Origin of the sequence: Paenibacillus sp. NAIST15-1 (assembly GCF_001894745.1) — a bacterium.
Classification (GTDB): Bacteria; Bacillota; Bacilli; order Paenibacillales; family Paenibacillaceae; genus Paenibacillus_B; species Paenibacillus_B suaedae.
The window spans coordinates 530,268-556,570 of record NZ_BBYF01000001.1; the positions used below are offsets into that span (position 1 = coordinate 530,268).

Consider the following 26,303-nt stretch of genomic DNA (forward strand, 5'->3'; position numbering starts at 1 on the left):
TATTGTTTGACTCAATTCGAAGTCCCACAGTAAGCACAATGATCTCTATTATCTATTTACTGCTCTTGATGCTCTTGCAGCTTTACTTCTCCTCCTGCTTCGCCATCGCTGCCTTCAGCAGATCACCTAGACTGTTTCCAATTGGCTCCTGCTTCTCGTATTTCTTAATCAAATTCCTTGTCTCATGCTTGCGCGCCTTGCCCCCGCCCTCTTCCAGCTTCTCTGTAATGTTGCATGCGAGACATTGTACATACTTGCCTGCCTTGCCGATCTTGAACTCCATCTTCTTATGACACTGCGGACAACGGCGATTCGATAGCTGCTTCTCGTCAGAGCGCTTATATTCGCAAGACTTGCTGGAACAGATAAGACGTGTTCCACGTTTCGACTTCCGTTCCATCAGACGCGAGCCGCATTCCGGACAATGACGGTTCGTCAAATTATGCGGTTTGTACTCGGCGCTGCTCGTCTTCACTTCCTTGACCAACTGCTCGGTCATATCCCGAATCTGATTCATGAACGATGATGTGCGCGCTTCGCCGCGGGCAATGCGCTCCAATTCCCGTTCCCAACGTGCAGTAAGCTCCGGTGAACGCAGCTGTTCAGAGGTAAGGCGAATCAACTGCTCTCCCTTGCCAGTCGGTTGAAGTGAAGCTCCTTGGCGCTCAATTGTATCCGAAGATACCAGCTTCTCAATAATATCCGCACGAGTTGCTGGCGTACCAAGACCGTGCTTCTCCATCTGTGTCAGCAATGTCGCTTCCGTATAGCGTGCCGGCGGCTTGGTGCGGTCTCTGCGCGTCATGACCCGCTTGACTGCAAGCTTCTCCCCTTGCGTCAAGCTCGGGAGACGCTGATCCTTATTCCACGCCGATTGATTGTCGTGCTCTTGCTCCTCATTCGAGGACGCATCGTCCCAATCGCCTTCATAGGCTTGGCGCCAGCCGCTGTCCAGCATCGTGCGGCCCTTTGCATATAGTCGTTCGCCGCCAATCTCGATGGTAACTGCAACTTGCTCGTACTTCGCTGCAGGCAGGAACAGTGCCAGATAACGCCGCGCGATCAGGTCGTACAGCTTGCGCTCATCTGTAGACAACGCTGACAACCGCAGCGGCTCATCAGTTGGAATGATCGCATGGTGATCCGTTACCTTGCTGTCGTCCACAATACGCTTCGTAACAGACAGACTGCCGCGCATGAGTGACTTCGCAACCGCAGCATATGGACCGATCGCCATCGCGCTCAATCGCTCCTTCAATGTACCGACCATATCTGAGGACAAGTACCGGCTGTCCGTTCGCGGATACGTGACGAGTTTATGCTGCTCATACAGACGCTGCAGTACATTCGAGGTTTGCTTGGCTGAGAATCCATAACGGCGGTTCGCATCCCGCTGCAGTTCCGTTAGGTCATAAGCAAGCGGGTGCGGCTCACTCTTCGTAGACTTCTTCAGTTCCGTCACGACCGCTTGCCGACCATTCTGCAGCTTAGCTGCTGTTGCCTGCGCCGACTGTTCGTTGAAGATGCGGCCATCTCCATTCGCACCGCGCCATACCGCTTCGAAACCGCCGCAATCGACGTGAATGGTGTCATACTCTTCAGAGCGGAAATTCTTGATCTCCTGTTCGCGCGACATCATCATCGCAAGCGTTGGCGTCTGTACACGCCCTGCGGATAATGGAGTCTCGAACTTGCAGGTTAAGGCGCGAGTCACATTCAAGCCGATCAGCCAATCCGCCTCTGCACGGCAGCGAGCAGACTCATACAGCCGATCGAATTGATTGCCTGGCTTCAGCTGGCGGAATCCTTCCTTAATCGCCTTATCCGTCTGCGACGAGATCCATAGGCGGCGGAACGGCTTGTTCCACTTCACCATTTCCATGACCCAGCGCGCCAAGAGTTCTCCTTCCCGGGCGGCATCTGTCGCAACGATCAGTTCCTTAATATCCTGTCGCTTACACAGCTGCTGAACAACCTTAAATTGATGAGACGACTCCCGCAGCACCTTTAGCTTCATCTTCTGCGGGATCATCGGTAAGTCTTCTAGATTCCATGTCTGATACTTCTTATCATAGTCTTCTGGCTCCGCCAATCCAACCAAATGGCCTAATGCCCATGTGACAACATAGTCAGGCCCTTCAAAATATTGTTTATGAGACGTGCGGCATCCAAGCACTCGGGCAATCTCACGACCGACCGACGGCTTCTCTGCAAGTACGAGTGATTTCATACATCCATTCCTTCCCTTCATTCTGCTGCCCCTATTATAGCATGACCTTCAACCGACTTCTGGCTTCTGATATGATAAGGGTGTTGTGTTTAGCAATTTGCATGGCATATGTAGAGAAAGGAGAAACTAAAGTTATGTCGTTCAACGCCTTTCAGCTGAAGCTGCTTGCAGCCATGCTCATGACATTGGATCATATACAGGCATACTTTCCGAACTCCGTACCTCTCGCTTTTCATTGGCTCGGCCGCATATCAGCCCCCATCTTTTTCTTCCTGCTTATCGAAGGCTATACATACACCCGCAATCGGAAGCGTTATATGCTCCGTCTTGCTGCTGGAGCTGCCAGCATGGCTATCGGAAGCACATTGCTCCTCCAGTTGCTGCCCGGCGGCTCGATCCCGAACAATATTTTTCTATCAATGCTCGGGGCGCTAGTCCTACTGGCATCCTATGAATGGTCGCTGCGTTCCGAATCCGGTGCTGCAGGATGGATGCTCTGTTGTGCGGTAGCCGCTGCTATGGTTGTTGGCGTCGAATTCAGCTGGCTAGCCGTATCCATGACCCTCGTGTTCTATTTGTTCCGTGGATGCAAGCGTGCGATGGCAATTGCATATATCGCCTCGTCTCTCGTGTTCACAGTTGGGCTCGATTTGTTCGATATGTTCATTTACGGTGGGACAGCGATGTGGGTCAATGAATATAACTTGTGGACCTATTCACAGTGGATGATGGTATTCGCCATTATTCCCATTGGGCTATACAATCAGCGCCGCGGGTATCAGTCCATGTGGGCCAAATATGGATTCTATTTGTATTACCCGCTCCATATCTGGATCCTGTATGCAGGCAGTATTATGTTTGAATGAAGGAAATCTATGAGCCAACGCTGACTAGCTCCCATTCTACAGCGAATTAAGCTGGCATCTACGAACAACAACATCAGAATAGAATTGGAGGATTCAATGTGCGTTTGGATGGTTTCAAATTAAAACTCCTCGGCATGACGCTTATGCTACTTGACCATATGAAGCAGTTTCTGCCGGATATGCCTATATGGTTCGGATGGCTTGGCCGCATTGTCGCTCCGATCTTCTTCTACTTCATTGTAGAAGGCTTCTTCCACACACGGAACCGAGGCAAATACATGCTCCGCTTATTTACATGGGCGGTCATTACCAAGCTTGGCAGCACACTGCTTACGCTCTCCCTGCCAAGTGAGTCTGTCAGCATCATGAACAATATCTTCTTATCCCTACTGCTGGCGCTTCTTCTTCTAACTGCTATCGAATGGACGAAACAGTCTCGCAACTATGCGCTAGGAACCTTGTACATCATTCTTGCTATTATGGGCGGATCAATTACAGAAGCATCCATACTTGGTGTGGCCATGACAATGATCTTCTACCTGTTCCGCGAGCGCAAGAGACTGATGGCATTCGCATACGTAGTCGTAATGCTGCTTATCTCCCTAGAGCTCGGATCGCTCGGCGTCCCAACTGAAGAAGTATTCTCCTATGACAATTTATTTGTCCTGAACTACCAGTGGATGATGATATTCGCAATTATCCCGATACTGCTCTACAACGGAGCACGTGGTTATCATGCCAAGTGGTCCAAGTATATGTTCTATGTATTCTATCCAGCGCATATTTGGATTCTATATACAATCGGAATGCTCATTCGAGGATAAAGGGAGTGGGCTATCTCCTCCATAGTTATTGAACAGCATGGAGCGGGACTGCCCTGTTTCTGTTGAACGCTATTGGATGGGATAGAACGGACAGGTAACGTTAAGATCTTTCACCTAAATACGACAGCAACCTTCCATTTGGATCGCCTTTGAAAGCACAGCTATCTTGTGTGCAGTTGTTGCGGATGTACAATCAGAGGTACCACCACCCTTATTAGATTGCACACAATTTAATTTTGCAAAATACAATTGCATCTATTCGTGTTCCATGCTATAACTATTACAACAACTATGCCACATCCCTTCCCTCACAGCTGTCACATGTTTGGCGTGACCGATTTGAAGGAATGAAGCGTGTATGTACGTGTAAACTGCCATTCATCATTTCATCTCAATGATGACAACAAAGGAGAGAACGAATAATGACTACGGTATATGATTATTCCGTTAAGAAGCCTAATGGAGAAGTAACATCGTTGGATAGCTATGAAGGTCATGTGATCCTTATCGTCAATACTGCCAGCAAATGCGGCTTCACCCCTCAATTTACTGAGCTTCAGCAATTGTATGATCAGTATAAGGACAAAGGGTTGGTCGTTCTCGGGTTCCCTTGTGACCAGTTCGGCAATCAAGAGTTTGGAGACATGAAGGAGACGATGGAGTTCTGCCAATTGAATTATGGCGTCAACTTCCCTATGTTTGCGAAGGTAGATGTGAAGGGCGACAATGCAGAACCACTGTTCCAACACTTGGTGACAGAGAAAAAGGGGCTGCTGGGAAGCACTGACATTAAGTGGAACTTCACGAAGTTTCTCATCGACCGCAAGGGCATTGTCGTGAAGCGATATGCACCGCAGACGTCCCCATCTAAGCTGAAGGAAGATATAGAAGCCTTGCTGTAAGGCACAACAGGAGATGAAACCATGACTTCAAAGCCGGACAACACCATGCAGCCTAGCGACATGCTCAAGCTGGATCAACAGCTCTGCTTCGCCATCTACGCAGCATCCAAGGAAGTAACGAAGCTCTATCGGCCTATGCTGGAGAAGCTGGAGCTAACTTATCCACAATACATTACACTGCTCGCACTTTGGGAACAGGACAATGTCACCGTTAAGGAGCTTGGTCAGCGACTGTTCCTCGACTCAGGAACATTGACACCTATGCTCAAGCGGATGGAGCAGCAGCAGTTGATTGAGCGGAAGCGGGGCGCACAGGACGAGCGGCAAGTATTCATTACCTTAACGAATAAGGGACGTGACTTGAAGTCAGCTGCCAGCTGCATTCCAGTGGAGCTCGTCAGCAAGGCGGCTGGCGCCGATATTCCAGCTGACAGCTTGATGCGCAATCTTCAGGAGCTTACCGCTTATCTGCAAGCTATCAACCATACGGGCGAATAGTGCGTTGACTTTTGGGAAAGATGCTATATAATGATATCAACAAATTAGATACGGTTATTCGCCAATGAAGAGCATCCAACTCGGAGGCGTTCTCGTCAAGGCGTCGGCTTGCCCGGAGTGCCCTAAGTGAACCGGTACCGCCCGTTACCGCGGAACCAAGAGGATCCTCAGCATGCTTCCGGTGTGCTGTCTGCTTACTTGCAGCGCTGAAGATCAAGTTGGGTGGCACCGCGAGCTAGCGCTCCTCGTCCCAATCGGATGAGGAGCGCTATTTGTATTTCTATTCGTACCACATCACTCGCGGTAAAGGAGACGGTTCACATGCTAGATATGAAATGGGTTCGCAATCATCCAGAAGAGGTGCAGCTGGCAGCTCGGCAAAAAGGAATAGACTTCAATGTTCAGGAACTGCTTGCAGGCGATCAGCTTCGCCGAGAGCTGCTGCAGAACACGGATGCCTTGCGACAGGAGCGCAATACCCTGACCTCTCGGATCGCAGCAGCGATGCGTCTAGGAGAACAGCAGAACGAAGTTGACACATGGAAGGCGCAAGTACGCCAATGCAACGACAAGCTCGCACAATTCGAAGCGAAGCTAACTGAGACTGAGCAGCAGTTCAATCGCCTACAGCTTCTGGTGCCGAACATCACATCTGCGGATACCCCGGTCGGCGCTTCGGATGAGGATAATATAGAGGTGCGACAGGTCGGGGAAATCCCCAGCTTCGAATTCCCACTGCTTGATCATGTCGAGCTTGGCGAGCAGCTAGGTCTTATCGATCTTCGCCGTGGGGTTAAGGTGGCAGGCTCTCGCGGCTACTATCTGAAAAATGCTGGACTGCTTCTTCATCGTGCTGTACAGCAGCTCGCACTCGACCTGCTCATGGATCATGGGTTCACTGTGATGGATGTTCCACTTATGGTTCGTCAGGACGCGCTCGTCGGTACCGGATTCTTCCCGCTTGGCGAGGATCAATGCTATGCCCTGCCGGAGGATGGCCTGTGGCTTGTCGGCACATCGGAAGTAAGCCTCGTCTCCTATTATAGCAACGAAATTGTAGACGTCACCGAGCCGATTCGCATGGCTGGCGTATCTGCCTGCTTCCGGCGCGAAGTAGGCTCCGCGGGCCGAGATGTTCGCGGCCTATACCGCGTCCATCAATTTGCAAAGGTTGAGCAAGTCATCATAGCACCGAATGATGCCGAGATGTCGAATCAGCTGTTGGAGGAAATGGTAGGCTACTCGGAAGCCATCCTGCAAGCGTTGGAGCTTCCTTACCGTGTAATGGCGGTATGTACCGGGGATATGTCGCAGAAGACGCATAAGCAATATGATATCGAGACATGGATGCCGTCACGTCATCAATTTGGAGAGACACATTCTGCTTCGAACTTGCTTGATTTCCAAGCTCGCCGCTGCAACATTCGCTATCGCGACGAAGCGGGAGATCTCCAATATTGCCATACGCTGAACAATACAGCGGTAGCCAGCCCACGCATTCTTATCCCACTACTGGAGAATCACCAGCAGGCTGATGGAACCATTCGCATTCCAAAAGCCCTGCAGCCGTATATGCGTGGTATGGAAGTAATCAAGCCGCAATAAATTACAAGAAGGCCGCTGGAGATCATACCTCCAGCGGCCATGCTTCCTTGCCTTATGGGAAATGCAGTCCTCTTCCCTTCCCCTTGCGGCGGCTGAACAAGCCTGCGATGAGGAACAATAAGACGACGAGCACAACCCCAATCGAGTCTACCGCGACGTCAATCGCATGTCCGGTTCGATTCGGGACGAAGCTCTGATGCCACTCATCGGATGCTGCATATGCAACAGAAATGACGGCGCCAATGACAATAGCCATCCAACGTTCCCATCTCATAGCGAGCAATGTTCGAATGACAAGAAAAGCTAATATCGCATATTCCGCTACATGTGCTCCCTTGCGAATGAAAAACTCCACAAAATCATAAGGCTGCTTCCATGTCACCAAACCGCCATCATACGTAAACTCAATATGCGGCAGCCACTGCTCCAGTATCGACAGCGGCAGCCAGGCCGCGAGTGTCGGCCGTAGATCCTGATCCGCATACGTCTGGGAAGACTTATAGAAAATAAAAGCCATCCATGCTACTGTGGTAAGCAGCCACCATACCATTTGCTTATTCCGTACCTTCATGTGTACTCCTTCCTTACATGCGCTCCTCCAAGAGAGGTCGCACATCCGTCCGCTTCTCTCCTCGAATAGACATTACTGCGTCGGCATTTGATCGCAGCTTCATCTTCACCTCGAACTTGCCAAGCTCCGTCGAACGGCCTTGCGCGTCTATTTTACCATACGTAACGAAATCCTCTACGGGGAAGGAATGACGGAAGTATACCATCGCTGAGCCGAAGTCTGGCTTGCTTCCGATTTCTTCAATAACCTTATCCGCAGTCGTACCCGTTCTCCCCTGCCATATGACCTCGGCCAATCCATCCTCTGAAATCGTAATGATGCTTGTAACATCCTTAATATGATAGCGGTAGCGAAGCGCCTCCCCTTCTGGGAACACAATATTCGCCTCGAAACCTTCTGACCGCGGCTTGATCTCCCGGTTCGGATAGACAAGCGGCAGACGCAGCGCTTCCTGTCGGGCTGTTTCCAGGTCTCCCGCCCGTATCAACTCGTCACGCTTCACCCGCTCCGGTGTGCGAATGATGGCGGCCCTCTTCTTCACATCCCATTTGACCTTGCCACCGAGCGCTTCACTAATGAATCGCAGCGGCACATAAGTATGGCCCTCTATTATTCGAACAGGGGCATCAAGCGCCACCTTTTTCCCATTTACCCAAGCGATAGGCTGTTCTGCAACCAGCTTAATCGTACGTGATTTATCGGCAGAGTATACCCATACCGTTTTGGCAGCTGAATCCCATTTGTAGGTGATATCCTGCATGCCTTTATTGCCATCCTGAATGAAATAGCTATAATCATCAAATGCAAACAGCGGAACGACGATATGCTGCTGATCCCATCGCCACTCCGTTATATCGTATCCATTGAAGTACACCTTCGTCTGCTGCTTAGCGGATGGTGCTGCTTGTTCGGCCTGTGCCTGCATTGAGGAACCGAACCATACCAACATGCTTATCATGATGAGCAGCCACTTTCTCATATTCGTTCCGCTCCTTTCACAATCTTTACTTTCCTTAGGGATTCTACTTCTTTAGACATATCCCTGCTAGAAAAAGTTTCAAATTTCGACGAAAGACGAGTATAATGAGGCTCCAATCATTACTATGTTAGCAATATTTAATGTCTTGCAAGGAAACATGCAAATGAACAATCACTGTTCAATTTCTTCTGATGACCTAGCAATGATAGTATGCTCATGTCCTTCGAACGAAATCTGCATAGCACATCGCCAAAAAAGCTCTGTCATTCGACAGAGCTAGTTCGAACATAATTTGTTATTCATACCACTATCGTTCATGTGCCATGCTTGCTATTTCTTCATTGCACATCGCAGCATCCATTTGCGTTCCTTGCGCTTCATATATCGAGGCAGTCCCCGGTAAATATGGATGCCCTCTTCCCATGCCTTCTTCGCATCTTCCTTCTGCCCCATCTGCTCATACAACACACCAAGCCGATAGTAAGCTTCGCAAGAGGAAGCGTGAATATCTTGAAAAGACTGCAAGTAAGCTACAGCCTTCGCCTTATCCGAATTGGAATATATCGCAGCGAGCCGCAAATAGGGCTGCCCGTATTTGACTCGGGGATTCAATTCTAATGCGCGAACAATAGCTGCTTCTCCCAACTCATTGTCCCCTGTATGTAAATAGCAGGTTCCTAGATCATCCCAATACTCTGCTGATTGCTCCATTCGCTCCTGCAATGGTTCGAGATATTCGCGCGCTTCACGATAGCGTTTGCGTTCCATCAGCAGCCTTGCTAGTTCATGCTTGGATGACACATCATGGGGATTCGCCACCAGCTGCTGCCGGAGCTTCGAAGTCCGACTCCATCTCTTAAGCGGTTGGAAGATACTCGGGGATAATCCAATGAACTGCCGATCAACGAAGTATACAATCATTAGCAATACGATGATCGCAAGAAATGGATTGCCAAGCAGCCAAGTAAGCATTCCGAAGGCTAGTAATTTACTCAACGTTGTTTCACACCCTCTACTAAGGATGCAACTATCATACCATATTTTGGGGTACCAAAAATAGAATAGATTCTCTTCCTTGCAAATGATGCTGTCTCCATCGATAATAACGGTATTACACAACACCCCCTGCTTATTACAGGGATATGGAGAGGAGCTACACATGATGACCATACGTACAGAGAAAGAAAAAATGATAGCAGGCGACATGTATATGGCCGCAGATGAAGAGCTAGTTAGAGATCGTGAACAAGCGAGACGCCTAACCCGCATGTACAACCAAACGATCGAAACAGACTATAGCGAACGAACAGAAATACTTCAAAAGTTATTCGGTGCCGTTGGTGAAGGCGCATACATTGAACCTACCTTCCGCTGCGATTATGGCTATAACATTTATCTTGGCAAAGGATTCTATGCGAACTTCGACTGTGTAATGCTGGATGTATGCGAGATTCACATTGGGGACAACTGCTTCCTCGCACCAGGCGTTCATATCTATACTGCGACTCACCCATTGGATCCCATGGAGCGAATCTCTGGCGTTGAATTCGGCAAGCCAGTTACAATTGGAGATCGCGTATGGATTGGCGGTCGCGCGGTCATTAATCCAGGCGTCAATATCGGCAATAATGTTGTTGTAGCATCCGGTGCAGTGGTTACGAAGGATGTACCGGACAACGTTGTCGTTGCTGGCAACCCTGCACGAATTATTAAGCATATTGAAGTCTAGCATGATGATAGAACAGGTCCCGAACCAGTAAAGGTCGAGGCCTTCATTGCTTTGTAATAGGACATACGGACGCTCCGATAAAAGATATATCCACCTTACCAGCAACCCATTTGCTAAAATCGCAAAAAGAGCCTCTCCTGAACGGAAAGGCTCTCTGTCATCATGTATGAATTATCTTATACCTGAAGCAGCGTCAAAATAATGGACGTTAATCCGAAGCACAGATTAACTAAGCACAACACGGCCACAACCTGCTTCTGATTCAGACCGCCTGCCAGCAGCCGGTAATGAGCTTGTGTAGCATCGGCTTTGTAAACAGGCTGGCCATTCAGCATCCGACGAATGACAACGAATACGTTATCAAGAATCGGAACCCCTAAAGCCAAAATCGGAATGAACAAGGACAATACGGTCGCCTGCTTGAAGGCACCATCCAAGGCAATTACGCCGAGAATAAAACCTAAGAACGTCGCACCTGCATCCCCCATAAACACCTTCGCCGGCGGCTTGTTAAATCGTAAATAGCCAATAGATGCTCCCACGAGAATAATGGCCATCATCGCAGATACATTCTGTCCTTGCGCAAGTGCTACTGCGAACAAAGTTCCACCTGATATCGCCGTTAATCCACCTGCCAGACCATCCATTCCATCCGTGAAGTTAATCACGGTTGTCACACCGAAGATCCACATAACGGTCAAAATGCACTGCAGCCATGCTGGCAAGTTTACAAATTCATGCGTGAATGGGTTCGTAAAGCCTTCGAAGGTGATCCCTGATAGATACACGATAACTGCCGCGCATATTTGTACGAGCAGCTTCGGCAGTGCTGGGAACTCCTTGCCATGCGTCTTGTACCAGTCATCAACGGTGCCGATTGCCAGAATCAACAACCCGCCGCTAATAATCGCGATGGACTCGATCGCAGAATTCCGGACAAAAATAACATAGGATACAATAAATGCGATAAATATGGCAATGCTCGCCGTAAGCGGGATCGGCTCCCGATGAATTTTCCGTTCATTGTCCGGCATGGGCTTGTCCACAAAATCAATGCGGAATGCAAGCTTGCGCAGTGGAGGTATCAAAAACATCACGATACATGAAGAGATCAGAAAAGCTAATAAATAATACATACCTTCCTCCTGTAATCATGCGTTAATCAGACATAATCAGTAATCTTACTGAATCAAACTTTGCAACTATAACTCATATTATCATGAATAATAGCGGATATTGAAATTAAATTTTTTTTATCTAGGTCCTGTCACACCGAAGCCTCCCGTTTATAGGCTTGGCACAGCTTCCTATGCTATCATTACGGTAAGCAGCATACACATCAACCATAAAGTCAATAGGTGAACAATATAGAAAGGTGTGAGTCTTCTATGCAATATCGCAAACTGGGCAAGACAGGAATGAAGGTGTCGGTGATTGGCGTAGGTACTTGGCAATTCGGCGGGGAATGGGGACATGATTATACCCAATCAGAAGTTGATCGTATCCTACATAAAGCGAAAGATCTTGGCATTAACTTCATTGACACGGCTGAATGCTACGGAGACCACTTGTCTGAATCATTCATTGGGGATTACTTGAGCCGGGACAACCGCGAGGATTGGGTCGTGGCAACGAAGTTCGGCCATCATTTCCATTCCCACATGAACCGGACGAATCAGTATGGCGCGCCAGAGGTGCTGAAGCAGCTTGATGATTCCTTGCGTGCACTCAAGACCGAGTACATCGATTTATACCAATTCCATTCGGGCGATGACGAGGCGTTCAACAATGACGCGCTCTGGACCATGCTGGACAAGCAGAAGGAAGCGGGTAAAATTCGCCATATCGGTCTATCCTTGAACAAAAGCAACAGTATGCATCAGACTACCAATGCAGCCGATATAGGCGCAAGCGTCATTCAAGTCGTCTATAACCGACTTGATCGAGGCCCCGAGCAGGATGTGTTCCCTTCCTGCACTCAGCAGAACCTGGGCGTTCTTGCACGTGTTCCACTCGCTAGCGGCTTGTTAAGCGGCAAATACAAGCCAGGCACATCCTTCGCCGACAATGATGTGCGGCATCGCCATGAGCAGCAGTTCATTGATGACCGTCTGCAGCAAGCCGAGCACATTCGCCAGTCCGAGGTACCTGAAGGAGTAAGCTTAGCAGAGTGGGCGCTCGCTTGGTGCTTGCGTCATGATGCGGTTACAAGCGTCATTCCAGGCTGCAAGAACGAAGCCCAAGTCGAGGCCAATGCGAGAGCTGCACGACTCGTATCTGCGGATCATCCGCAGCTCTGGCAGAACTAATATTGTCAATATCCTGTACCATCCGCATCTGGGAACCGTGCAGCATCAGCGACGAGGGGCATGCATGCCTCTCGTTTTTTTATGCATTAAAATGTGCCTCTCTTCGCTTTTTACAGCTTGCCGATTTTCAGGCAGTTCGTCAGTTCAACAAAATGTGTGATCATTTTAATATTTTTTCGTAAATTACTTACTTTATTATAGTTAATGTGATATGATCTTTTCACTACCAATTAAAACGGATGATAAATAGACCAGGAGATGATACATATGCACGATGTAGAAACGATCGTTAAACAAAGACGTTCCGCGAACAAGTTCTTGAAGGATGTCGAAATCTCGGAAAAGGAACTTACCGAAATGTTCTCGCTCACGAAGTTCGCTCCATCCGCCTTCAATCTGCAACATACACATTATGTGGCAGTTACGGATAAAGACAAAATGAATATGCTGTACGAGGCTGCATTCAAACAATATAAAGTGTTGACCGCATCGGCTGTCATAGTTGTACTCGGTGATTTGGATGCCTATAAGCATGTTGCCGCCATGAATGAGGGGCTGCTCAATCTTGGTGTCATCAGCCAACAGGAATACGATCAAATCGTAAGCAGTACGACGGACTTCTATCTTAATCGCGGGGAGTCCTTCCGTCACGAAGATGCCGTACGCAATGCCAGCCTCTCTGCCATGCAGTTCATGCTGATTGCCAAGGAAAAGGGCTGGGACACTTGCCCGATGATTGGCTATGATCCGGATAAGGTTCGCAGTGCGCTCAACGTCCCTGATCATCTCGTCCCCGTTATGATGCTCACCATTGGCAAGGAGGATACGTCCAGCCAGCGTCCACGCGGATATCGCAAGCCTGTTCACGAATTCGTTACGTTCCAATCTTTCTAAGCTCCTTAATCCATAATGAAGAAAGCTTCCCGAAACAAGCCGTCTCGGGAAGCTTTTTTAGGTTTGCGATTGTTGTGGACGACCAGCACGATAACAATCCCATGCAGGAGAGCCTATTGGCTCTTCCACATGGGATGATGAATGGACTTACTTTTTCAATTTGCGATTATTGAACCAGAGTGGAATGCGGAACACGAGATTGATGAATAAAACGACGAAGACGAGCACCGCTGCTGCCTTATCGGCAATCTGACTAGCATCCTCTACAATTGCCTCGGATTGTACATACCAGAGATGAACGGCAAGTGTTTCGCCCGGGGAGAACAGATTGAAGTCCCACATCTCTCCGGAAGTACTCAAGCCCGCCGTAAGAATAATAACCGCTGATTCACCGAATGCACGACCTGCTACCAAGCATATGCCCGTAATAATCGCTTGAAGTGCTACGGGTAGAACGACTGTACGAATCGTCTGGAACTTCGTTGTGCCAAGTGCATAGGCTGCATTGCGCAGCTCAGCCGGCACATCGCGAATCGCTTCTTCCGTAACGCGGCACAGCATAGGCAGGTTAAGGAATGCCAAGCTTACTGCCCCGCCTAGTATCGTGAGTCCAACCTGGAAGTACTCTGCAAAGATAGCAAGTCCGAGCAAGCCGAACACGATCGAAGGAACGGATGATAAGGATTCCACGCACATGCGAAGCCCTTCTGTAAAGCGATTTGCAGGCGCATACTCCGCCATATAGATACCCGCCCCAACTCCAATTGGCACAGAGATTAGCAAGGACAAGATCAAGATGTAGAACGAGTTGAACAATACTGTGCCGATCCCGCCCCCCGCATCCATCTCTTCCGGAACCTTCATTAAGAATTCCAAGGTGATGCCAGGCAGCCCCTTGCTCAATATGGTGAACAGCAGCCAGAAGATCAGCATCAGCACCGCTATTCCTAACGCATAGAACAGCCCTGTAGCCGCCTGATTGTACAGCTTGGCGCGATTGTTTTGGCCGCTTGCTGTGAACGAACTCATGCGCGAGCGCCCCCTCTCTTGCTAATGAAACGAATAACGACAATCAGCAGGAAGGAGATGAGCAGAAGCAGGAATGCCATCATATGAAGCGCGTAGTTCCATGTAGAATCGAACTCCACGTTCGAGATTTGCATGACGATGTTGCTCGTAAGAACCGCTGTTGGCGTGAATAACGAATCGGCAAGCTGTGCCGTATTCCCGATAACCATAACAACGGCCATCGTTTCTCCAATTGCACGGGTCATACCCAGAATAATTGCTGCAACAATCCCCCGCTTCGCAGCCGGGAGTACAACTCTCATAATGACCTGCAAGCGGGTGGAGCCTAACGCATAAGCCGCTTCCCGATATTTCTTCGGTACGGCTGCAATCGCTTCGTCACTGACCCGGCATATTGTCGGTAATATCATAAGAGATAGAACGAGCGCGGCTGCCAGCAAGCCGTCTCCCAAGTTCTCCCCTGTCCATTCACGAATAAGTGGTATTAAAACTGTCAACCCAAGATAACCATATACAATGGAAGGAATCCCAACCAGCAAGTCGAGCACTGGTCGTACGAACCTTTTGAACCACATTGGAGAGATCTCCACAAGCAGAACGGCCATGCCAACAGAAATCGGAACGGCAATCACCAGGGTTAGCCCTGTTAATAGTAGTGTGTTAATGATAAATGCACCGGCCCCGAATTTCCCATCTTCCGGCGTCCAATCAAGTGATAAGAAGAAATCTGACAGCGAAATGTCGCGGAAGGTCAAAATTCCCGTCTTGCCAATGAAGAAAATGACCAGTCCGAGCACAACACATAAAGCTAAAATGCACAGCAGGAATAAGTACTGGAACAGGCGGTTCGTAAATCGTACCCGTGCATAACGATCGAACCGGCTTTTCTTGGATGTAGTTAGGATATTGGCTCCGGCTACCGGCGCCAGCTCTTGAACAGGCGTGCTCATTCTCGTTCCCCCATAGAACAACCAGCCCCCGACTTCCTGAGGGCTGGCCGTGAATGAAATCTCTTACAGCGAATCGTTCAACTTACTTCATTGCGGAAATTGGAATGAATTTCAATTTTTTCAACGAACCTTGTTGGAACTTCGCACTTTGAATGTATTCGATGAATTCTTTCGTAGCGCCTGTTGGTTGGCCTTTTGTCATGTAGTAGCCATATGCCCATACAGGGTACTTGCCATTGATTACGTTGTCTGAGGAAGCTTCTACGCCGTTGAATTTAACAGCTTTCACATCGCTGTTCACGTATACAAGGTCGATGTAGCCGATTGCGTTAGGCGTTGTTGCAACAGCTGTCTTCATGTCGCCGCTGGAACCAACTTCTTTGTAGTTGTCCTTCTTCTTCGTAATGTCGCCGCCATCCAATGCTTTCAATTGGTAGTTAACGCGCGTACCGGAACCGAAGGAACGAGTGATAACTACGATATCCGCGTTATCGCCGCCAACATCTTTCCAGTTCGTAATTTTGCCGGAGTATATGCCTTTCAACTGTTCAGTTGTCAGGTTGTCTACCTTTACGTTTTTGTTCACGATTGTCGCGAATGGAATTACCGCTACTTTGTGAGCCACTTGACCTTCGAATGCTTTGAATCCTGGAACGTCCATGCTTGCATCCCAGTCGCATGCGCCGATTTCAGCGATGCCTTTCTTAACAGCTTGTGGACCAGTGATAGAGCCTTTACCGGAAGCTGCAACTTTCACTTTTGGATGCAGCTTCTGGAACTCCTTCGCTGCTTGCAATGTCATTGGCAGCAATGCCGTTGAACCATTAATTGTTACTTTGCCTTTCAATTCGTCCTTAGCCAGAGCTGTAGACGCTCCTCCAAAAGCTGAAGATACAAGGAATAAAGATGCGAGAATTGCCAAAGATGCGATTTTTAATTTTCTCATTGTTAATGCTCTCCCTTCGGAACTGTTTATTTCGTTAACGTAACCGCTTGATTATTAGCTACCAATTTCACTTGTCCATCCTCGATAACCGCAACTTGAGAACCGTCTGCGGAAGGGAATACTTCAGTAATCGAACCTTCAGTTGTATACAGCTTCGACTTGGAGCCATCTGCCTTCACCACATAGATGCTCGACTTGCCGTCTTTCTCTGTTGCAGCGATAATCAATTGGCCCTTCGCAGAAATAACAGCAACGGATACATCTACATCAGCTACGAGATCCGATACCTTCTTCTCCTTCGCTTGAACAACCTTCAATACGCTGTTCTCAACCTTACCCTCTGTATCACCGCTCACATAGACAGCTCTTCCGTCTGTCAGCAGGTTCGGATACAGCTTGTTGTCCGACGTAGTTGTCAACTGAACCGGCTTCGCATCCTTCGCAGTCAGATCCAGTGTGAACAACTGGGAGCCTGCTCCGGAGAAGTCGATGGATAAGGAGTCTTCTGTGCTATCCTTGTCATTTTTCGCTACGCCTGTAATGTTAACTGCGTACAGAACCGTCTTGTCATCAGCCGACAGGCGGATGTCCGACTTATTTTCTACTTTATCAGCCAACACGCTTGTAATCTTGCCGCTGTCTACGTTCACGTAAGCGATTTTCTCTTGCTTGTCCCCTTGTACAAAGTACACTTTTTTACCGTCTGCGGACCATGTCAGATCGGTCTTTACGGAAGTATCTTTACCAATTGCTTGTGCAGTTCCAAGGCTCAGATCCATCAAGTACAATTGACTGGACTCATTCGTAAATACGCCCCACTTCAGGTCAGGCGATACTGCTGTGTTTGCTGCGTTCTCGTTAGAAGTCAAAGCATCGTATATCCGGTATGTAGAATTCCATTTATACAATTGAACCGTTCCATCAGATTCGCGAGCAGCTATCACTTCACCGTTGCTGTTCATGCGCGGGGAGCTGAAATCTCCCTCGAGAGGCTTCACACTAACAACATCCAGCTTGCTGCCGGAACCAGATACTTCTCCGCCAAGTGCTTCAACAAGTGCGTTAAGCTCCACGTAGATCACACCTTTTTGCTCTAACGGTGCAACTGAGAAGTTCTTCGTAGCGCCATCAACTTCATAAGCGCCCGAGTTCACTCGAACCGTAATCGTCTGCGCTGGGTTGCCACCAACGAGTGTAATTCCGCTCTTGCTTTCTTGGATATCTGCGCCAAAAATATTGGCGATGTCGCGAACGGAGTACAATACCGTTCCTTTGACATTCAGTGTGCGAATATTGCTGCTTACACCATCAATCCCGATTGACAGATTGGATGCTTTTGCTGCTTCCTTCGTCACTGCTGCGATGCTTACTTGCCCTTTGTTTGCTTCCGCTGCGCTAACAGCACTAGTAGAAATGATCGTAGATAGTGCGAGCGACGTTGCGATGACCGTTAACATGTTACGATTCATGTCTTCACCCTTTTCTCATGGCAATAGGTATTGCAATAGGCTTCTGGAAGTATTTTCACATACGAATGTTAACGGGAATCGTGAGTAATATTTCGGAATTGTAAATTTTCGGATTTACGCAAACAAAAAAAAGCAGCCCTGATTACCCAAGGCCGCCTGCTCCGAATTCTCACGTTTTTCGTTCACTCTACATACATTGCCTGCAGTTCGCTTACTCTGCCAGATTTACACCTAATCCCTTATTCATTAATCCATTGATAGAACCATATCTCGAGTTCATCGTGTCACTACTTCTTCTTGATGTACAGCATTGTATTGCCGCCGCGCATGAATTCATAAGGAACCGTACGTTCCTGTACCTCACAGCCAAGATTCTTGGTCTGCTCGATCACGATGTCTACTTGAGGTGGCCGCTTCCCTGCCAAGTCAATCAACGGGAAAATTCGTACTTCCTCCTTCGCTACACGAAGCAGCTCAACGAGCGTATTGCGGTGAAACGCTTCATCCAGCCGATCTCCGTACATGAAGAGGAAATGTGCGGAGAGAACCACATCAAACTCTCCGTCCTCGAAAGGGAGAGACGGAAGAGTCGCATGAACATACCGATGCGGTTCTTCCCGTCGATGTACTGAGCAGTCCCGCAATGCTTGCAGTCGATGGGCTCGCAAGCCATCGATATCACCGAAGAACCCCCACTCGTATTGTTCAGCAGCATGCGCCATCTGCTCCATCGCATGCGCTACATCCTGTATTCCCTTCCGCTGCAAATCATCAGCAGCATATTCATATGCGATGTCGCATGCCATAACATCAATCCCCTGACGAACTGCCGCTGCGGTGAAGGAACAAGCCCCTGATGGGCAGTCTAATATGCGCTTCCCTTGCAGATCTTCGATGTTCAAATCGAACATGCTGATATATTCATCGTAGGTTCGCCCGATAAATACGATACGCTCCAAATCAAGCTTCATAGCTCTGTCACTCTGTTCAATCCCTGGCATCTTCATCTCTCCCACCTTTTATTCATTTACATCTGCTTGGAATAGGGGCCTAATTGTTTGCCCGTAAAGCGATATGGGGAGTTCGGATTCTTGAGCCACATATTCCCCTTAACGATCAAGACATATACGGCAGCAAGGAAGTAAACCGTCCCAATGATCCAATCAGATGTATGGACAATTCCTGTCGTTGTAATATGAAAAACATACCAGCACCCGACAGGGATGTGCAAGACTAACACAGAGAAGAGTCCGGGATTGTAGAGAGATCCTGCCTTACTATTTGCGAAAATACCATGCCAGATTAATTGAAAGAACCCCATGAACATGGGAGCGAGACCAAGCCATATCACTTCAGGGAACAAGACGGGCAGCAAATAAAACCCATAGGCAATAATCAGGTTAATAATCATAGCCGAATGCGGGTTCAGCGGATAATTGTGAGGATGCTTGCTCTTGAATAGAACTGCATTGAACAAGCCCCCGAAGTATCCGGGCCACCGATATTCTTCGAATTGGTGAACCAGAATTGCCACGAAGCTCAACCACAGCATCACCGTGATGTCAGGAATCGCAGTTCCTCTTACCAACAAATAGATACACACCATGACAGCAACAACCATTCCAAGATCCTGCCAATACTTTCTGAGAACATCCATCTCGATTGCCTCCTATTCGCAGGGACACAGCCTCTGCATGTGTAATGGACTTCATCATCATTGCAAGGTTGCTAGGTTCAAGAACGAGTTACTTCAGGAATGGCATCATTCGAGCAAATGCAAAAAATTCATGATTGTAATCTTGAATCTCGATGGAAATAGCGTGCAAACAACAAGTCAATCTGTGCTTCGACAGACGCAACTGCCACTCCCGTACCGGATTCAAGCAGAGGCTTCATTAAAACAGGGAGAAACACGGCACCGAATAGCTGCATCATCATCATTGTTAATCCTTCATGATTGTCCTCGCGCGTAATCTCTTGAATTGTACGCTGAACTTTGTCAAAGCCGACAGCTTGCAGAAATTGTCCATACTCTTGCTGAGAGGCAAACATGGCAGAGCCAGCAGTAATTGTACGTGAGATAATCGCTGGATATTGTTGAATGACCTGTACATATTGAATCAGGAACAAGCGCAGTCGTTGCAGAGGCTCTATGCTGCGATCATCAAGAATGTTGAACGAGCTGCGGAAGCCCGATAACAATATTTTAATCGCCTCATTGATCAGAGCATCCTTCGATCCGAAGTAGTAGTTGATTAGTGCGATGTTCGTGTTGGAGCGCGACGCTACTTTGCGAATCGTAATCTGCTCAAATTCTTCCTCCTTGATCATATCCAGGGTCGCATTCAAGATCTTCTCCTTCGTCTCTAGCGACTTATCAGGTTGCTTCATTCCTAATCCCTCCCGCACATAATTTAAACAGTGATTTAAACAATGTTTAAATCATCGTTTAACCATATACTACCACTCCTGTTTTATCCAATCAACCCTAATTTGATCCAGTTCCACATTCGCGTCTTCAGATGCGTGTCCCCGTTGCATATCTACGTTTTTCACATAAAATAGCGCGAAATACTTACATGTACTTGAAATATCACTTACATATACTTAAAATCAGAAGTATGAGGTGGAGAATATGTACCAAGAAGAGCGCCTTCTGCGCATATTAACGCATTTAGAAGAGCAAGACACGATGACTGTCGGAGAAATCTGCGCGATGTTCGACATTTCCAGAGATACGGCAAGGCGTGACATCGTGAAGCTGACAGAAAGCGGTGCCGTAACACGTACCCATGGAGGAATTACGCTCCCCCGGCTGGAACAGAAGATTGAAGCCTACGCTGCTCGACTGCATAATGAACCAGACGGCAAGATGCGCATCGGACGCCATGCCGCTAAGCTTGTTCAAGATCACGACATGATCTTTCTGGACGTATCGACCACAGTGCAGTGCATCATACCGCATCTAAAGCCTGCTCACGCAACCGCCGTGACCCATTCGATTGATAATGCTTGTATTTTGGCTGAGCAAGCCACGATACAGACCCATCTATTAGGAGGCATCGTGCAGCCGAAGACAAGACATTTATCTGGCTACTCGACACTAGGCAAGCTGCGTGATTTTCAATTCGATAAGGCGTTCTTAGGCGCAGCAGGCATCTCGGAAGCAGGCATTTATTATCATTATGAAGAAGACATATATATGAAGAGAGAAATTGTTAGCCGTTCAAGACAGACAATCGTACTTGCGGATTATACGAAGCTCGGACATACCCATTACTATCGGGGGCTATCCTTGTCCGACATCGATATTCTCATTACGAACCAGCCACTGTCGCCTGAGCTAGCCAATGCGATGAAGGCCAATCATGTGCAAGTGATCATAATCTCTTAACCCATCAAGGAGGATGAATGCAATGATACGAGCCGTTTTGTTTGACTTTGACGGGACACTAGCTGATACCCTTCCATTAACACTTCATGTGTTTCAAGAAATATTCAAACGATATGACAATCGAATGGTATCGAAGGAGCAAATTATTGCGATGTTCGGCCCGACGGAAGAAGGCATATTGACTGCAAATATGAAATATAGAGGTCTATTGCCTTCCGCCATCGAAGAATATTTTGAAATGTACCGCAATTGGCATCCCAGCCTTGTACATGCTTCACCAGCAATTATTCAGATGCTGCAGCATTTGAAGGAGCATGGCATATCGATCGGCATTATTACAGGCAAAGGGCGGCGAGCGTATGAGATTTCCAGTGAAGCGCTCGGCTTGACTAAGTATGTGGATATCGCCATCACAGGCGATGAAGTAACGAGGCCGAAGCCCGATCCTGAAGGCATTCACGCGGCGCTGGACGCATTACATATTCGCGCCGACGAAGCGATTTGGATCGGTGACAGCAACGCTGATATTCAAGCCGGCCTTGCCGCTAACGTGCATACGATAGGAGCTAAATGGTTCGATACTGTTCAGTCGGCCACATTCGAGACAGCTCCACATGACATCTACTCGAAGCCGGCAGAGCTTATCGAACTGATCGAACAGTCGGTAGAAAACCCAGCTCTCGATTGGAGACAGCTGCATTGGGCCAAGCGGATACAAGCTCTCGCACAGATCGGCTTAACGTACACAGAAAACGCTTACGACCGCGAGCGGTATGAAGAATTGCGCGACATTAGTATCGATATGATGGCTAACTGCACTGAAGCAGATAAGGAACAAATCCGGCTATCCTTCGCAAGCGATACAGGTTACGCAACGCCGAAGGTAGATGTCCGGGGTGTCATCTTCCGTGATGGAGAGCTTCTGCTCGTCAAGGAAAAGGCCGATGGAGCATGGTCTCTTCCCGGCGGATGGGCAGATATCGGCTTCTCTCCATCTGAGGTTGTTGTGAAGGAAATCCAAGAGGAATCCGGCTTCCAAGCAAGAGCCATCCGACTGCTTGCCGTGCTAGATAAGCGGTTCCACCAGCACCCGCCTGAACCGTTTCATGTGTATAAATTATTCATCCTGTGTGACATTATCGGAGGGGAGGCTGCCAGCGGCACAGAAACGAGCGAGGTAGGCTTCTTCCCCGAACATGCGCTGCCGACATTGTCGGCTGAACGCAATACGGAAGCGCAGCTGCGCTTAATGTTCCAGTTGTACCATCATCCCGAACAATCCGTAATCCTGGACTAAGCAGCATATCCATTCTCTGTTCCTGTACCTGAGACGCTTCCTATGCTATTCTATAATCTCATCAACAAAGAATGGAACGGAGTGGCGAAGTTGGCTCAGTTATATTTTCGATACGGCGCAATGAATAGTGGGAAATCCATTGAAATATTGAAGGTTGCCCATAATTATGAAGAGCAGGAGAAGTCCGTATTGATCTTCACCCCTGCTGTAGATGATCGGGACGAGAGCGGTTATATATCTTCTCGCATTGGTCTGCGCCGCAAGGCAATTTCGATCCATGAAGACACTGATTTATTTGAGATCGTACAGCATCATGAAGGACCCATTTCCTGCGTGCTGATTGATGAAGTCCAATTTTTGGATCATGCTCAAATTATGCAGCTTACCCGCATCGTCGATGAACTCGATATTCCTGTTATGGGCTTCGGATTGAAGAATGACTTCCGAAATGAGCTATTTGAGGGCAGCCGTTATATGCTGCTGTATGCGGATAAAATAGAGGAAATGAAAACGATATGCTGGTTCTGTGAACGCAAAGCAACGATGAATCTGCGTGTTGACGCCAATAACCGTCCTCTCTATACGGGAGAGCAAATCGTAATCGGCGGTAACGATACGTACTATCCGGTATGCCGGAAGTGCCATAAAAATCCGCCATTGCAATCCTAGAAACTTATAACGCCCTTGAAGCCACATGCTTCAGGGGCGTTCTCGTGCTATACATAAAAAACCTTCCATGTCGCTTGATTAGTCCCGCGAGCCTTGAGCTTGCTTGGATACGTGCACCTCATACAACAATCCGCTATCGAACAGCAATTCACGTATCTCTTCCTTCGTCATTGCCCCCTCTGCAGATGTGTATTCCCCCACAGCCATAGAAGGATACGACGCATAATGCTCATGCAGTCTCGGCAAGCCTAATAGAGGAAGAACGATCAAATAAGAATCATCCGCCTTCACGGTATGTCGGCTCTCACTTTCCGAGATGAGAATATCATGAATCTTCCCTTTGCCACTCGACGCTGAACCTGTAAAAATAAGCCGTACATCTCCCCCGCCACACATTTCTATAAATACCTCAGCCATATGCACTAGAGCGCATGACGGTATCTTCGTCGTGTACAGCTCGCCGCCAATTCCAGATTGCAGCGCCTTCAGCAATAAGGCGACGGCCTGCTCCATCGGCGTGAAGAAACAGGTCTTCCCCCGATCCATCATACTAACAAGCTTCTTATTCTTGATCTGATCCAGCAGTACATGAGGTACACTCCCGTGTGTTCCTAGAACATTGCTGCTGCGAACAGCGATAAATCTCGTGGATTCGCTCACGATGTTGGCGTTTATTATTACATTCTCACCCATCGCCTTCGTCATTCCATAGCAGCTCGTAGGCTCCACGGCTTGATCCGTCGATGCAAATATAACTGCCTTAACCTGATTCGCAATAGCGGCCTCAATCACATATTGTGTGCCAACCACATTCGTCTTCAACGCTTCTTGCGGGTGCTCCTCACAAAAGGATACATGTGTGAGCGCAGCGAGATGGAAGATATAATCGACCCCTTGGCATGCCTGATGGAGGGAGTCTTGATCGCGCACATCGCCAATCCAGAACGCCAGTCTTGCATCCTCAAACTTGCGGCTCATAATGAACTGGCTCGTCTCATTGCGCGAATATACGATAATTCGAGCAGGACGATGCAGCAATAATTGTTCAACGAGGGCGTAGCCCAATGAACCGGTTCCGCCTGTTACTAGAATCGTAGCATTAGCTAACACGCCGTTCCCTCCTATAGATATAGGTTGCTGGTGCAAAATGAAGATTATACTACTTATAAAATGCACCCATAGATAGAAGGGTTTGGACAAACGATAGGTAGGCATCGAAAATAGGCCGCCTTACCCCTCGCACCGATTGAACACTGTTCTTATCCCACTGCTTCACTTGACGCACAATAGTCGACATGTGATCGATCCATTCCATATAACGGTTCGCCGCCTCTACCTCTATCCCTTAAAGTGAGAGATAAATCGAGCGGATCTTGCGTGATATCTGTACAAACAGCAGCGCTACTGGTTGAGCTGAACGATAGTCTGGAAGGACGGCTGGACTTCGATATTCGCCCATCCACCACAGAGCCCTCAGCACCTATATAAACACCCGTGAACATATTCTGGGGGATACTGCACCCTACAATCTCTGCGATTCGCCAGCTCCCTGTATGTTGTTACTGGACTTCACCTGTTATAATTATGCCAAGGCGGCAATCATATGTTCATGGATGAGCGTCGCATATACACGACCACTATTAACACATGTTCAATTTTCAATACAAAAGGAGTGCGGCTTGATGAACTGGATGGAAGAAGTATTAAAGCGCAAGGACGATCTGCTGCAGGATCTGAAGGGATTGCTCAGCATCGAAAGTGTGAAGGATGCCAGCACGAGCGAACCTGGCAAGCCTATGGGGCAAAATGTAGCTCGCGCGCTTGATTATGTGCTGGACATGTCCCGTCGCGACGGATACCGTGTAACGAACCTGGACGGATATGTAGGCTACGCCGAATATGGCGAATCGACGAGTGGCGAATATGTCGCAGCACTATGCCATGTTGACGTCGTCCCTGCAACCGGACATTGGACAACCCCGCCATTCTCCCCTGACATTCGTGAGGGCAAGCTGTTCGCGCGTGGCGCCATTGATGATAAAGGGCCTACACTTGCAGCTTATTACGGCTTAAAGATTGTGAAAGAACTCGGCTTGCCATTGAAGCACAATGTGCGCGTTATCTTCGGTGCAGATGAAGAGAGCGGGATGGAATGCATGAAGACCTATACGAAGCGTGAGAAAATGCCGCTATACGGCTTCGCTCCAGATGCCGACTTCCCCATTACACATGCGGAGAAGGGTCAAATCAATACCCGCTTCCTGCTGAAGCCAGACGATTCTGCTTCCGGGCGTCAAGAGGGGCAGCTAGAGCTCGTATCCTTCCATGGCGGCGGTGTTGAGAATATGGTGCCGGAATCTGCAACAGCAACGATCTCTGGCGAATCAACTGCTCTTACAGAATTGGCAGCCAAGTTCGAGAGCTATTACACAGAGCAGCAATTGAAAGGTTCATCCGAAGTGAATGGCAATCAAATGACGCTCAGCCTCAAAGGGAAATCCGCCCATGGCATGGAGCCTCATCAAGGCATCAATGCTGCACTGAAGCTGTTCGGATTTTTGCGTTCGTACTCCTTCCAAGCCGATGCTGACCGCTACATTCGCTGCGTCGATGCTTATTTGACGGACGATCACTTGGGCAGCAAGCTGGGCATTGCGTATGAGGATGACATTACAGGGCCATTAACCGTCAATGCAGGTATTTTCGAATTCGGAGCGGACAAGCAGCCATTCTTCCATCTGAACATTCGCTTCCCAGTCACACAGGATCTACCGACGATTCTGGATACATTGGCAGCGAAGATGGATGCATTCGGCTTCCTCGTAGAGGAGCCTGACTTGAAGGAGCCGCATCATGTCGATGCAGAGCATCCAATGATCAAGGTGCTGCAGAAGATTTATGCGGAGGAAACACAGCTTGAGCCTACCTTGCTGACAACAGGCGGCGGTACATACGCTGCATTCATGGAATATGGAGTCGCATTCGGCGCCTTATTCCCAGGAAGAGAAGAGATGGCTCACCGCGTAGACGAATACATCGAGATCGAGGATTTGTTGAAAGCAACTGCGATTTATGCCCGCGCCATTTATGAATTGGCGAACTTGGACGCATAACAATAACAGAGGTGTCATCCTGCTGAATA

25 protein-coding genes are annotated in these 26,303 nt (G+C 48.4%); 12 read left to right on the top strand and 13 right to left on the bottom strand.

Going from position 1 to position 26,303, the window contains the following annotated elements:
- Positions 1-82 precede the first annotated feature (82 nt).
- Positions 83-2,230 (bottom strand): DNA topoisomerase III, encoded by a 2,148-nt coding sequence (locus tag PBN151_RS02345; protein WP_072727479.1) that lies wholly within the window; start codon positions 2,228-2,230, stop codon positions 83-85.
- A gap of 101 nt (positions 2,231-2,331) precedes the next feature.
- Here PBN151_RS02345 and PBN151_RS02350 point away from each other — a divergent pair, with 101 nt between their 5' ends.
- The 5 genes from PBN151_RS02350 (at position 2,332) to serS (ending at position 6,925) form a co-directional block, all read left to right on the top strand.
- A complete protein-coding gene (locus PBN151_RS02350) occupies positions 2,332-3,096 on the top strand; it encodes a TraX family protein (RefSeq protein WP_227774308.1) in 765 nt (254 codons plus the stop codon).
- A 98-nt stretch (positions 3,097-3,194) separates the two neighbouring features.
- The gene (locus tag PBN151_RS02355) at positions 3,195-3,920 is read left to right on the top strand and encodes a TraX family protein (RefSeq protein ID WP_072727481.1); all 726 of its coding nucleotides are present in this window, start codon (positions 3,195-3,197) and stop codon (positions 3,918-3,920) included.
- A gap of 422 nt (positions 3,921-4,342) precedes the next feature.
- Complete coding sequence (locus PBN151_RS02360) at positions 4,343-4,822, top strand: glutathione peroxidase (RefSeq protein WP_021254754.1); 480 nt, start codon at positions 4,343-4,345, stop codon at positions 4,820-4,822.
- Positions 4,823-4,843: 21 nt separating this feature from the next.
- The gene (locus PBN151_RS02365) at positions 4,844-5,320 is read left to right on the top strand and encodes a MarR family winged helix-turn-helix transcriptional regulator (protein ID WP_083544813.1); all 477 of its coding nucleotides are present in this window, start codon (positions 4,844-4,846) and stop codon (positions 5,318-5,320) included.
- A 321-nt stretch (positions 5,321-5,641) separates the two neighbouring features.
- The gene (gene serS, locus PBN151_RS02370) at positions 5,642-6,925 is read left to right on the top strand and encodes a serine--tRNA ligase (protein WP_072727482.1); all 1,284 of its coding nucleotides are present in this window, start codon (positions 5,642-5,644) and stop codon (positions 6,923-6,925) included.
- Between the two features lie 52 nt (positions 6,926-6,977).
- On the opposite strand, the gene PBN151_RS02375 is transcribed toward serS, so the two are convergent.
- The 3 genes from PBN151_RS02375 to PBN151_RS02385 all read right to left on the bottom strand — a co-directional run bounded on the left by PBN151_RS02375 (position 6,978) and on the right by PBN151_RS02385 (position 9,471).
- Positions 6,978-7,496 carry a VanZ family protein gene (locus PBN151_RS02375; RefSeq protein WP_072727483.1) on the bottom strand — a complete coding sequence of 173 codons (519 nt, stop codon included), beginning with the start codon at positions 7,494-7,496 and terminating at the stop codon, positions 6,978-6,980.
- 13 nt (positions 7,497-7,509) lie between these two features.
- Positions 7,510-8,475 carry a copper amine oxidase N-terminal domain-containing protein gene (locus PBN151_RS02380; RefSeq protein WP_072727484.1) on the bottom strand — a complete coding sequence of 322 codons (966 nt, stop codon included), beginning with the start codon at positions 8,473-8,475 and terminating at the stop codon, positions 7,510-7,512.
- Between the two features lie 330 nt (positions 8,476-8,805).
- Entirely contained in the window at positions 8,806-9,471 is a 666-nt protein-coding gene (locus PBN151_RS02385; RefSeq protein ID WP_072727485.1) for a tetratricopeptide repeat protein, read from the bottom strand.
- 166 nt (positions 9,472-9,637) lie between these two features.
- Between PBN151_RS02385 and maa the strand changes: the two genes are divergently transcribed.
- The gene (maa, locus tag PBN151_RS02390) at positions 9,638-10,204 is read left to right on the top strand and encodes a maltose O-acetyltransferase (RefSeq protein WP_021254760.1); all 567 of its coding nucleotides are present in this window, start codon (positions 9,638-9,640) and stop codon (positions 10,202-10,204) included.
- Between the two features lie 176 nt (positions 10,205-10,380).
- Here maa and PBN151_RS02395 read toward each other — a convergent pair whose 3' ends face one another.
- On the bottom strand, positions 10,381-11,340 hold the full coding sequence (locus PBN151_RS02395) for an MraY family glycosyltransferase (protein WP_072727486.1): 960 nt from the start codon (positions 11,338-11,340) through the stop codon (positions 10,381-10,383).
- A 252-nt stretch (positions 11,341-11,592) separates the two neighbouring features.
- On the opposite strand from PBN151_RS02395, the gene PBN151_RS02400 reads away from it, so the two are divergent.
- Both PBN151_RS02400 and PBN151_RS02405 read left to right on the top strand, forming a co-directional pair.
- Entirely contained in the window at positions 11,593-12,513 is a 921-nt protein-coding gene (locus tag PBN151_RS02400; protein WP_072727487.1) for an aldo/keto reductase, read from the top strand.
- Positions 12,514-12,780: 267 nt separating this feature from the next.
- A complete protein-coding gene (locus tag PBN151_RS02405; RefSeq protein ID WP_072727488.1) occupies positions 12,781-13,407 on the top strand; it encodes a nitroreductase family protein in 627 nt (208 codons plus the stop codon).
- Between the two features lie 147 nt (positions 13,408-13,554).
- Here PBN151_RS02405 and pstA read toward each other — a convergent pair whose 3' ends face one another.
- The 7 genes from pstA to PBN151_RS02440 all read right to left on the bottom strand — a co-directional run bounded on the left by pstA (position 13,555) and on the right by PBN151_RS02440 (position 20,192).
- Positions 13,555-14,436: a phosphate ABC transporter permease PstA gene (pstA, locus tag PBN151_RS02410; RefSeq protein ID WP_072727489.1), complete on the bottom strand. Its 882-nt coding sequence runs from the start codon at positions 14,434-14,436 to the stop codon at positions 13,555-13,557.
- Complete coding sequence (gene pstC, locus PBN151_RS02415; protein ID WP_065292828.1) at positions 14,433-15,386, bottom strand: phosphate ABC transporter permease subunit PstC; 954 nt, start codon at positions 15,384-15,386, stop codon at positions 14,433-14,435. The genes pstA and pstC overlap by 4 nt, the downstream gene beginning before the upstream one ends.
- Positions 15,387-15,468: 82 nt before the next feature.
- Entirely contained in the window at positions 15,469-16,332 is an 864-nt protein-coding gene (locus PBN151_RS02420) for a phosphate ABC transporter substrate-binding protein (protein WP_072727490.1), read from the bottom strand.
- A gap of 26 nt (positions 16,333-16,358) precedes the next feature.
- Positions 16,359-17,801, bottom strand: coding sequence for a stalk domain-containing protein (locus PBN151_RS02425; RefSeq protein WP_072727491.1), 1,443 nt, complete (start codon positions 17,799-17,801; stop codon positions 16,359-16,361).
- 287 nt (positions 17,802-18,088) lie between these two features.
- The gene (locus PBN151_RS02430) at positions 18,089-18,802 is read right to left on the bottom strand and encodes a methyltransferase domain-containing protein (RefSeq protein WP_175560585.1); all 714 of its coding nucleotides are present in this window, start codon (positions 18,800-18,802) and stop codon (positions 18,089-18,091) included.
- Between the two features lie 26 nt (positions 18,803-18,828).
- Positions 18,829-19,458 carry an HXXEE domain-containing protein gene (locus tag PBN151_RS02435; RefSeq protein ID WP_072727492.1) on the bottom strand — a complete coding sequence of 210 codons (630 nt, stop codon included), beginning with the start codon at positions 19,456-19,458 and terminating at the stop codon, positions 18,829-18,831.
- Between the two features lie 128 nt (positions 19,459-19,586).
- Complete coding sequence (locus tag PBN151_RS02440) at positions 19,587-20,192, bottom strand: TetR/AcrR family transcriptional regulator (protein WP_072727493.1); 606 nt, start codon at positions 20,190-20,192, stop codon at positions 19,587-19,589.
- A 244-nt stretch (positions 20,193-20,436) separates the two neighbouring features.
- On the opposite strand from PBN151_RS02440, the gene PBN151_RS02445 reads away from it, so the two are divergent.
- The 3 genes from PBN151_RS02445 to PBN151_RS02455 all read left to right on the top strand — a co-directional run bounded on the left by PBN151_RS02445 (position 20,437) and on the right by PBN151_RS02455 (position 23,161).
- On the top strand, positions 20,437-21,195 hold the full coding sequence (locus PBN151_RS02445) for a DeoR/GlpR family DNA-binding transcription regulator (RefSeq protein ID WP_072727494.1): 759 nt from the start codon (positions 20,437-20,439) through the stop codon (positions 21,193-21,195).
- A gap of 22 nt (positions 21,196-21,217) precedes the next feature.
- Positions 21,218-22,492 carry an NUDIX hydrolase N-terminal domain-containing protein gene (locus PBN151_RS32470; RefSeq protein WP_072727495.1) on the top strand — a complete coding sequence of 425 codons (1,275 nt, stop codon included), beginning with the start codon at positions 21,218-21,220 and terminating at the stop codon, positions 22,490-22,492.
- Between the two features lie 90 nt (positions 22,493-22,582).
- Positions 22,583-23,161, top strand: coding sequence for a thymidine kinase (locus PBN151_RS02455; protein WP_021254773.1), 579 nt, complete (start codon positions 22,583-22,585; stop codon positions 23,159-23,161).
- A gap of 78 nt (positions 23,162-23,239) precedes the next feature.
- On the opposite strand, the gene PBN151_RS02460 is transcribed toward PBN151_RS02455, so the two are convergent.
- On the bottom strand, positions 23,240-24,271 hold the full coding sequence (locus tag PBN151_RS02460; RefSeq protein WP_072727496.1) for a polysaccharide biosynthesis protein: 1,032 nt from the start codon (positions 24,269-24,271) through the stop codon (positions 23,240-23,242).
- Positions 24,272-24,843: 572 nt separating this feature from the next.
- Here PBN151_RS02460 and pepV point away from each other — a divergent pair.
- Positions 24,844-26,274, top strand: a complete 1,431-nt coding sequence (gene pepV / locus PBN151_RS02465; RefSeq protein WP_072727497.1) for a dipeptidase PepV — start codon at positions 24,844-24,846, stop codon at positions 26,272-26,274.
- Positions 26,275-26,303: the final 29 nt, after the last annotated feature.

What these genes read in the sequence shown, in the direction of transcription:
- PBN151_RS02445 (WP_072727494.1), top strand. Translation starts at nt 20,437, where the DNA reads ATGTACCAAGAAGAGCGCCTTCTGCGCATATTAACGCATTTAGAAGAG.
- serS (WP_072727482.1), top strand. Translation starts at nt 5,642, where the DNA reads ATGCTAGATATGAAATGGGTTCGCAATCATCCAGAAGAGGTGCAGCTG.
- PBN151_RS02405 (WP_072727488.1), top strand. Translation starts at nt 12,781, where the DNA reads ATGCACGATGTAGAAACGATCGTTAAACAAAGACGTTCCGCGAACAAG.
- PBN151_RS02360 (WP_021254754.1), top strand. Translation starts at nt 4,343, where the DNA reads ATGACTACGGTATATGATTATTCCGTTAAGAAGCCTAATGGAGAAGTA.
- PBN151_RS02350 (WP_227774308.1), top strand. Translation starts at nt 2,332, where the DNA reads ATGGCATATGTAGAGAAAGGAGAAACTAAAGTTATGTCGTTCAACGCC.
- pstA (WP_072727489.1), bottom strand. Translation starts at nt 14,436, where the DNA reads ATGAGTTCGTTCACAGCAAGCGGCCAAAACAATCGCGCCAAGCTGTAC.
- pstC (WP_065292828.1), bottom strand. Translation starts at nt 15,386, where the DNA reads ATGAGCACGCCTGTTCAAGAGCTGGCGCCGGTAGCCGGAGCCAATATC.
- PBN151_RS02435 (WP_072727492.1), bottom strand. Translation starts at nt 19,458, where the DNA reads ATGGATGTTCTCAGAAAGTATTGGCAGGATCTTGGAATGGTTGTTGCT.
- pepV (WP_072727497.1), top strand. Translation starts at nt 24,844, where the DNA reads ATGAACTGGATGGAAGAAGTATTAAAGCGCAAGGACGATCTGCTGCAG.
- PBN151_RS02420 (WP_072727490.1), bottom strand. Translation starts at nt 16,332, where the DNA reads ATGAGAAAATTAAAAATCGCATCTTTGGCAATTCTCGCATCTTTATTC.
- PBN151_RS02375 (WP_072727483.1), bottom strand. Translation starts at nt 7,496, where the DNA reads ATGAAGGTACGGAATAAGCAAATGGTATGGTGGCTGCTTACCACAGTA.
- PBN151_RS02430 (WP_175560585.1), bottom strand. Translation starts at nt 18,802, where the DNA reads ATGCCAGGGATTGAACAGAGTGACAGAGCTATGAAGCTTGATTTGGAG.
- PBN151_RS02395 (WP_072727486.1), bottom strand. Translation starts at nt 11,340, where the DNA reads ATGTATTATTTATTAGCTTTTCTGATCTCTTCATGTATCGTGATGTTT.
- PBN151_RS02345 (WP_072727479.1), bottom strand. Translation starts at nt 2,230, where the DNA reads ATGAAATCACTCGTACTTGCAGAGAAGCCGTCGGTCGGTCGTGAGATT.
- PBN151_RS02365 (WP_083544813.1), top strand. Translation starts at nt 4,844, where the DNA reads ATGACTTCAAAGCCGGACAACACCATGCAGCCTAGCGACATGCTCAAG.
- PBN151_RS32470 (WP_072727495.1), top strand. Translation starts at nt 21,218, where the DNA reads ATGATACGAGCCGTTTTGTTTGACTTTGACGGGACACTAGCTGATACC.
- PBN151_RS02380 (WP_072727484.1), bottom strand. Translation starts at nt 8,475, where the DNA reads ATGAGAAAGTGGCTGCTCATCATGATAAGCATGTTGGTATGGTTCGGT.
- PBN151_RS02425 (WP_072727491.1), bottom strand. Translation starts at nt 17,801, where the DNA reads ATGAATCGTAACATGTTAACGGTCATCGCAACGTCGCTCGCACTATCT.
- maa (WP_021254760.1), top strand. Translation starts at nt 9,638, where the DNA reads ATGACCATACGTACAGAGAAAGAAAAAATGATAGCAGGCGACATGTAT.
- PBN151_RS02440 (WP_072727493.1), bottom strand. Translation starts at nt 20,192, where the DNA reads ATGAAGCAACCTGATAAGTCGCTAGAGACGAAGGAGAAGATCTTGAAT.
- PBN151_RS02400 (WP_072727487.1), top strand. Translation starts at nt 11,593, where the DNA reads ATGCAATATCGCAAACTGGGCAAGACAGGAATGAAGGTGTCGGTGATT.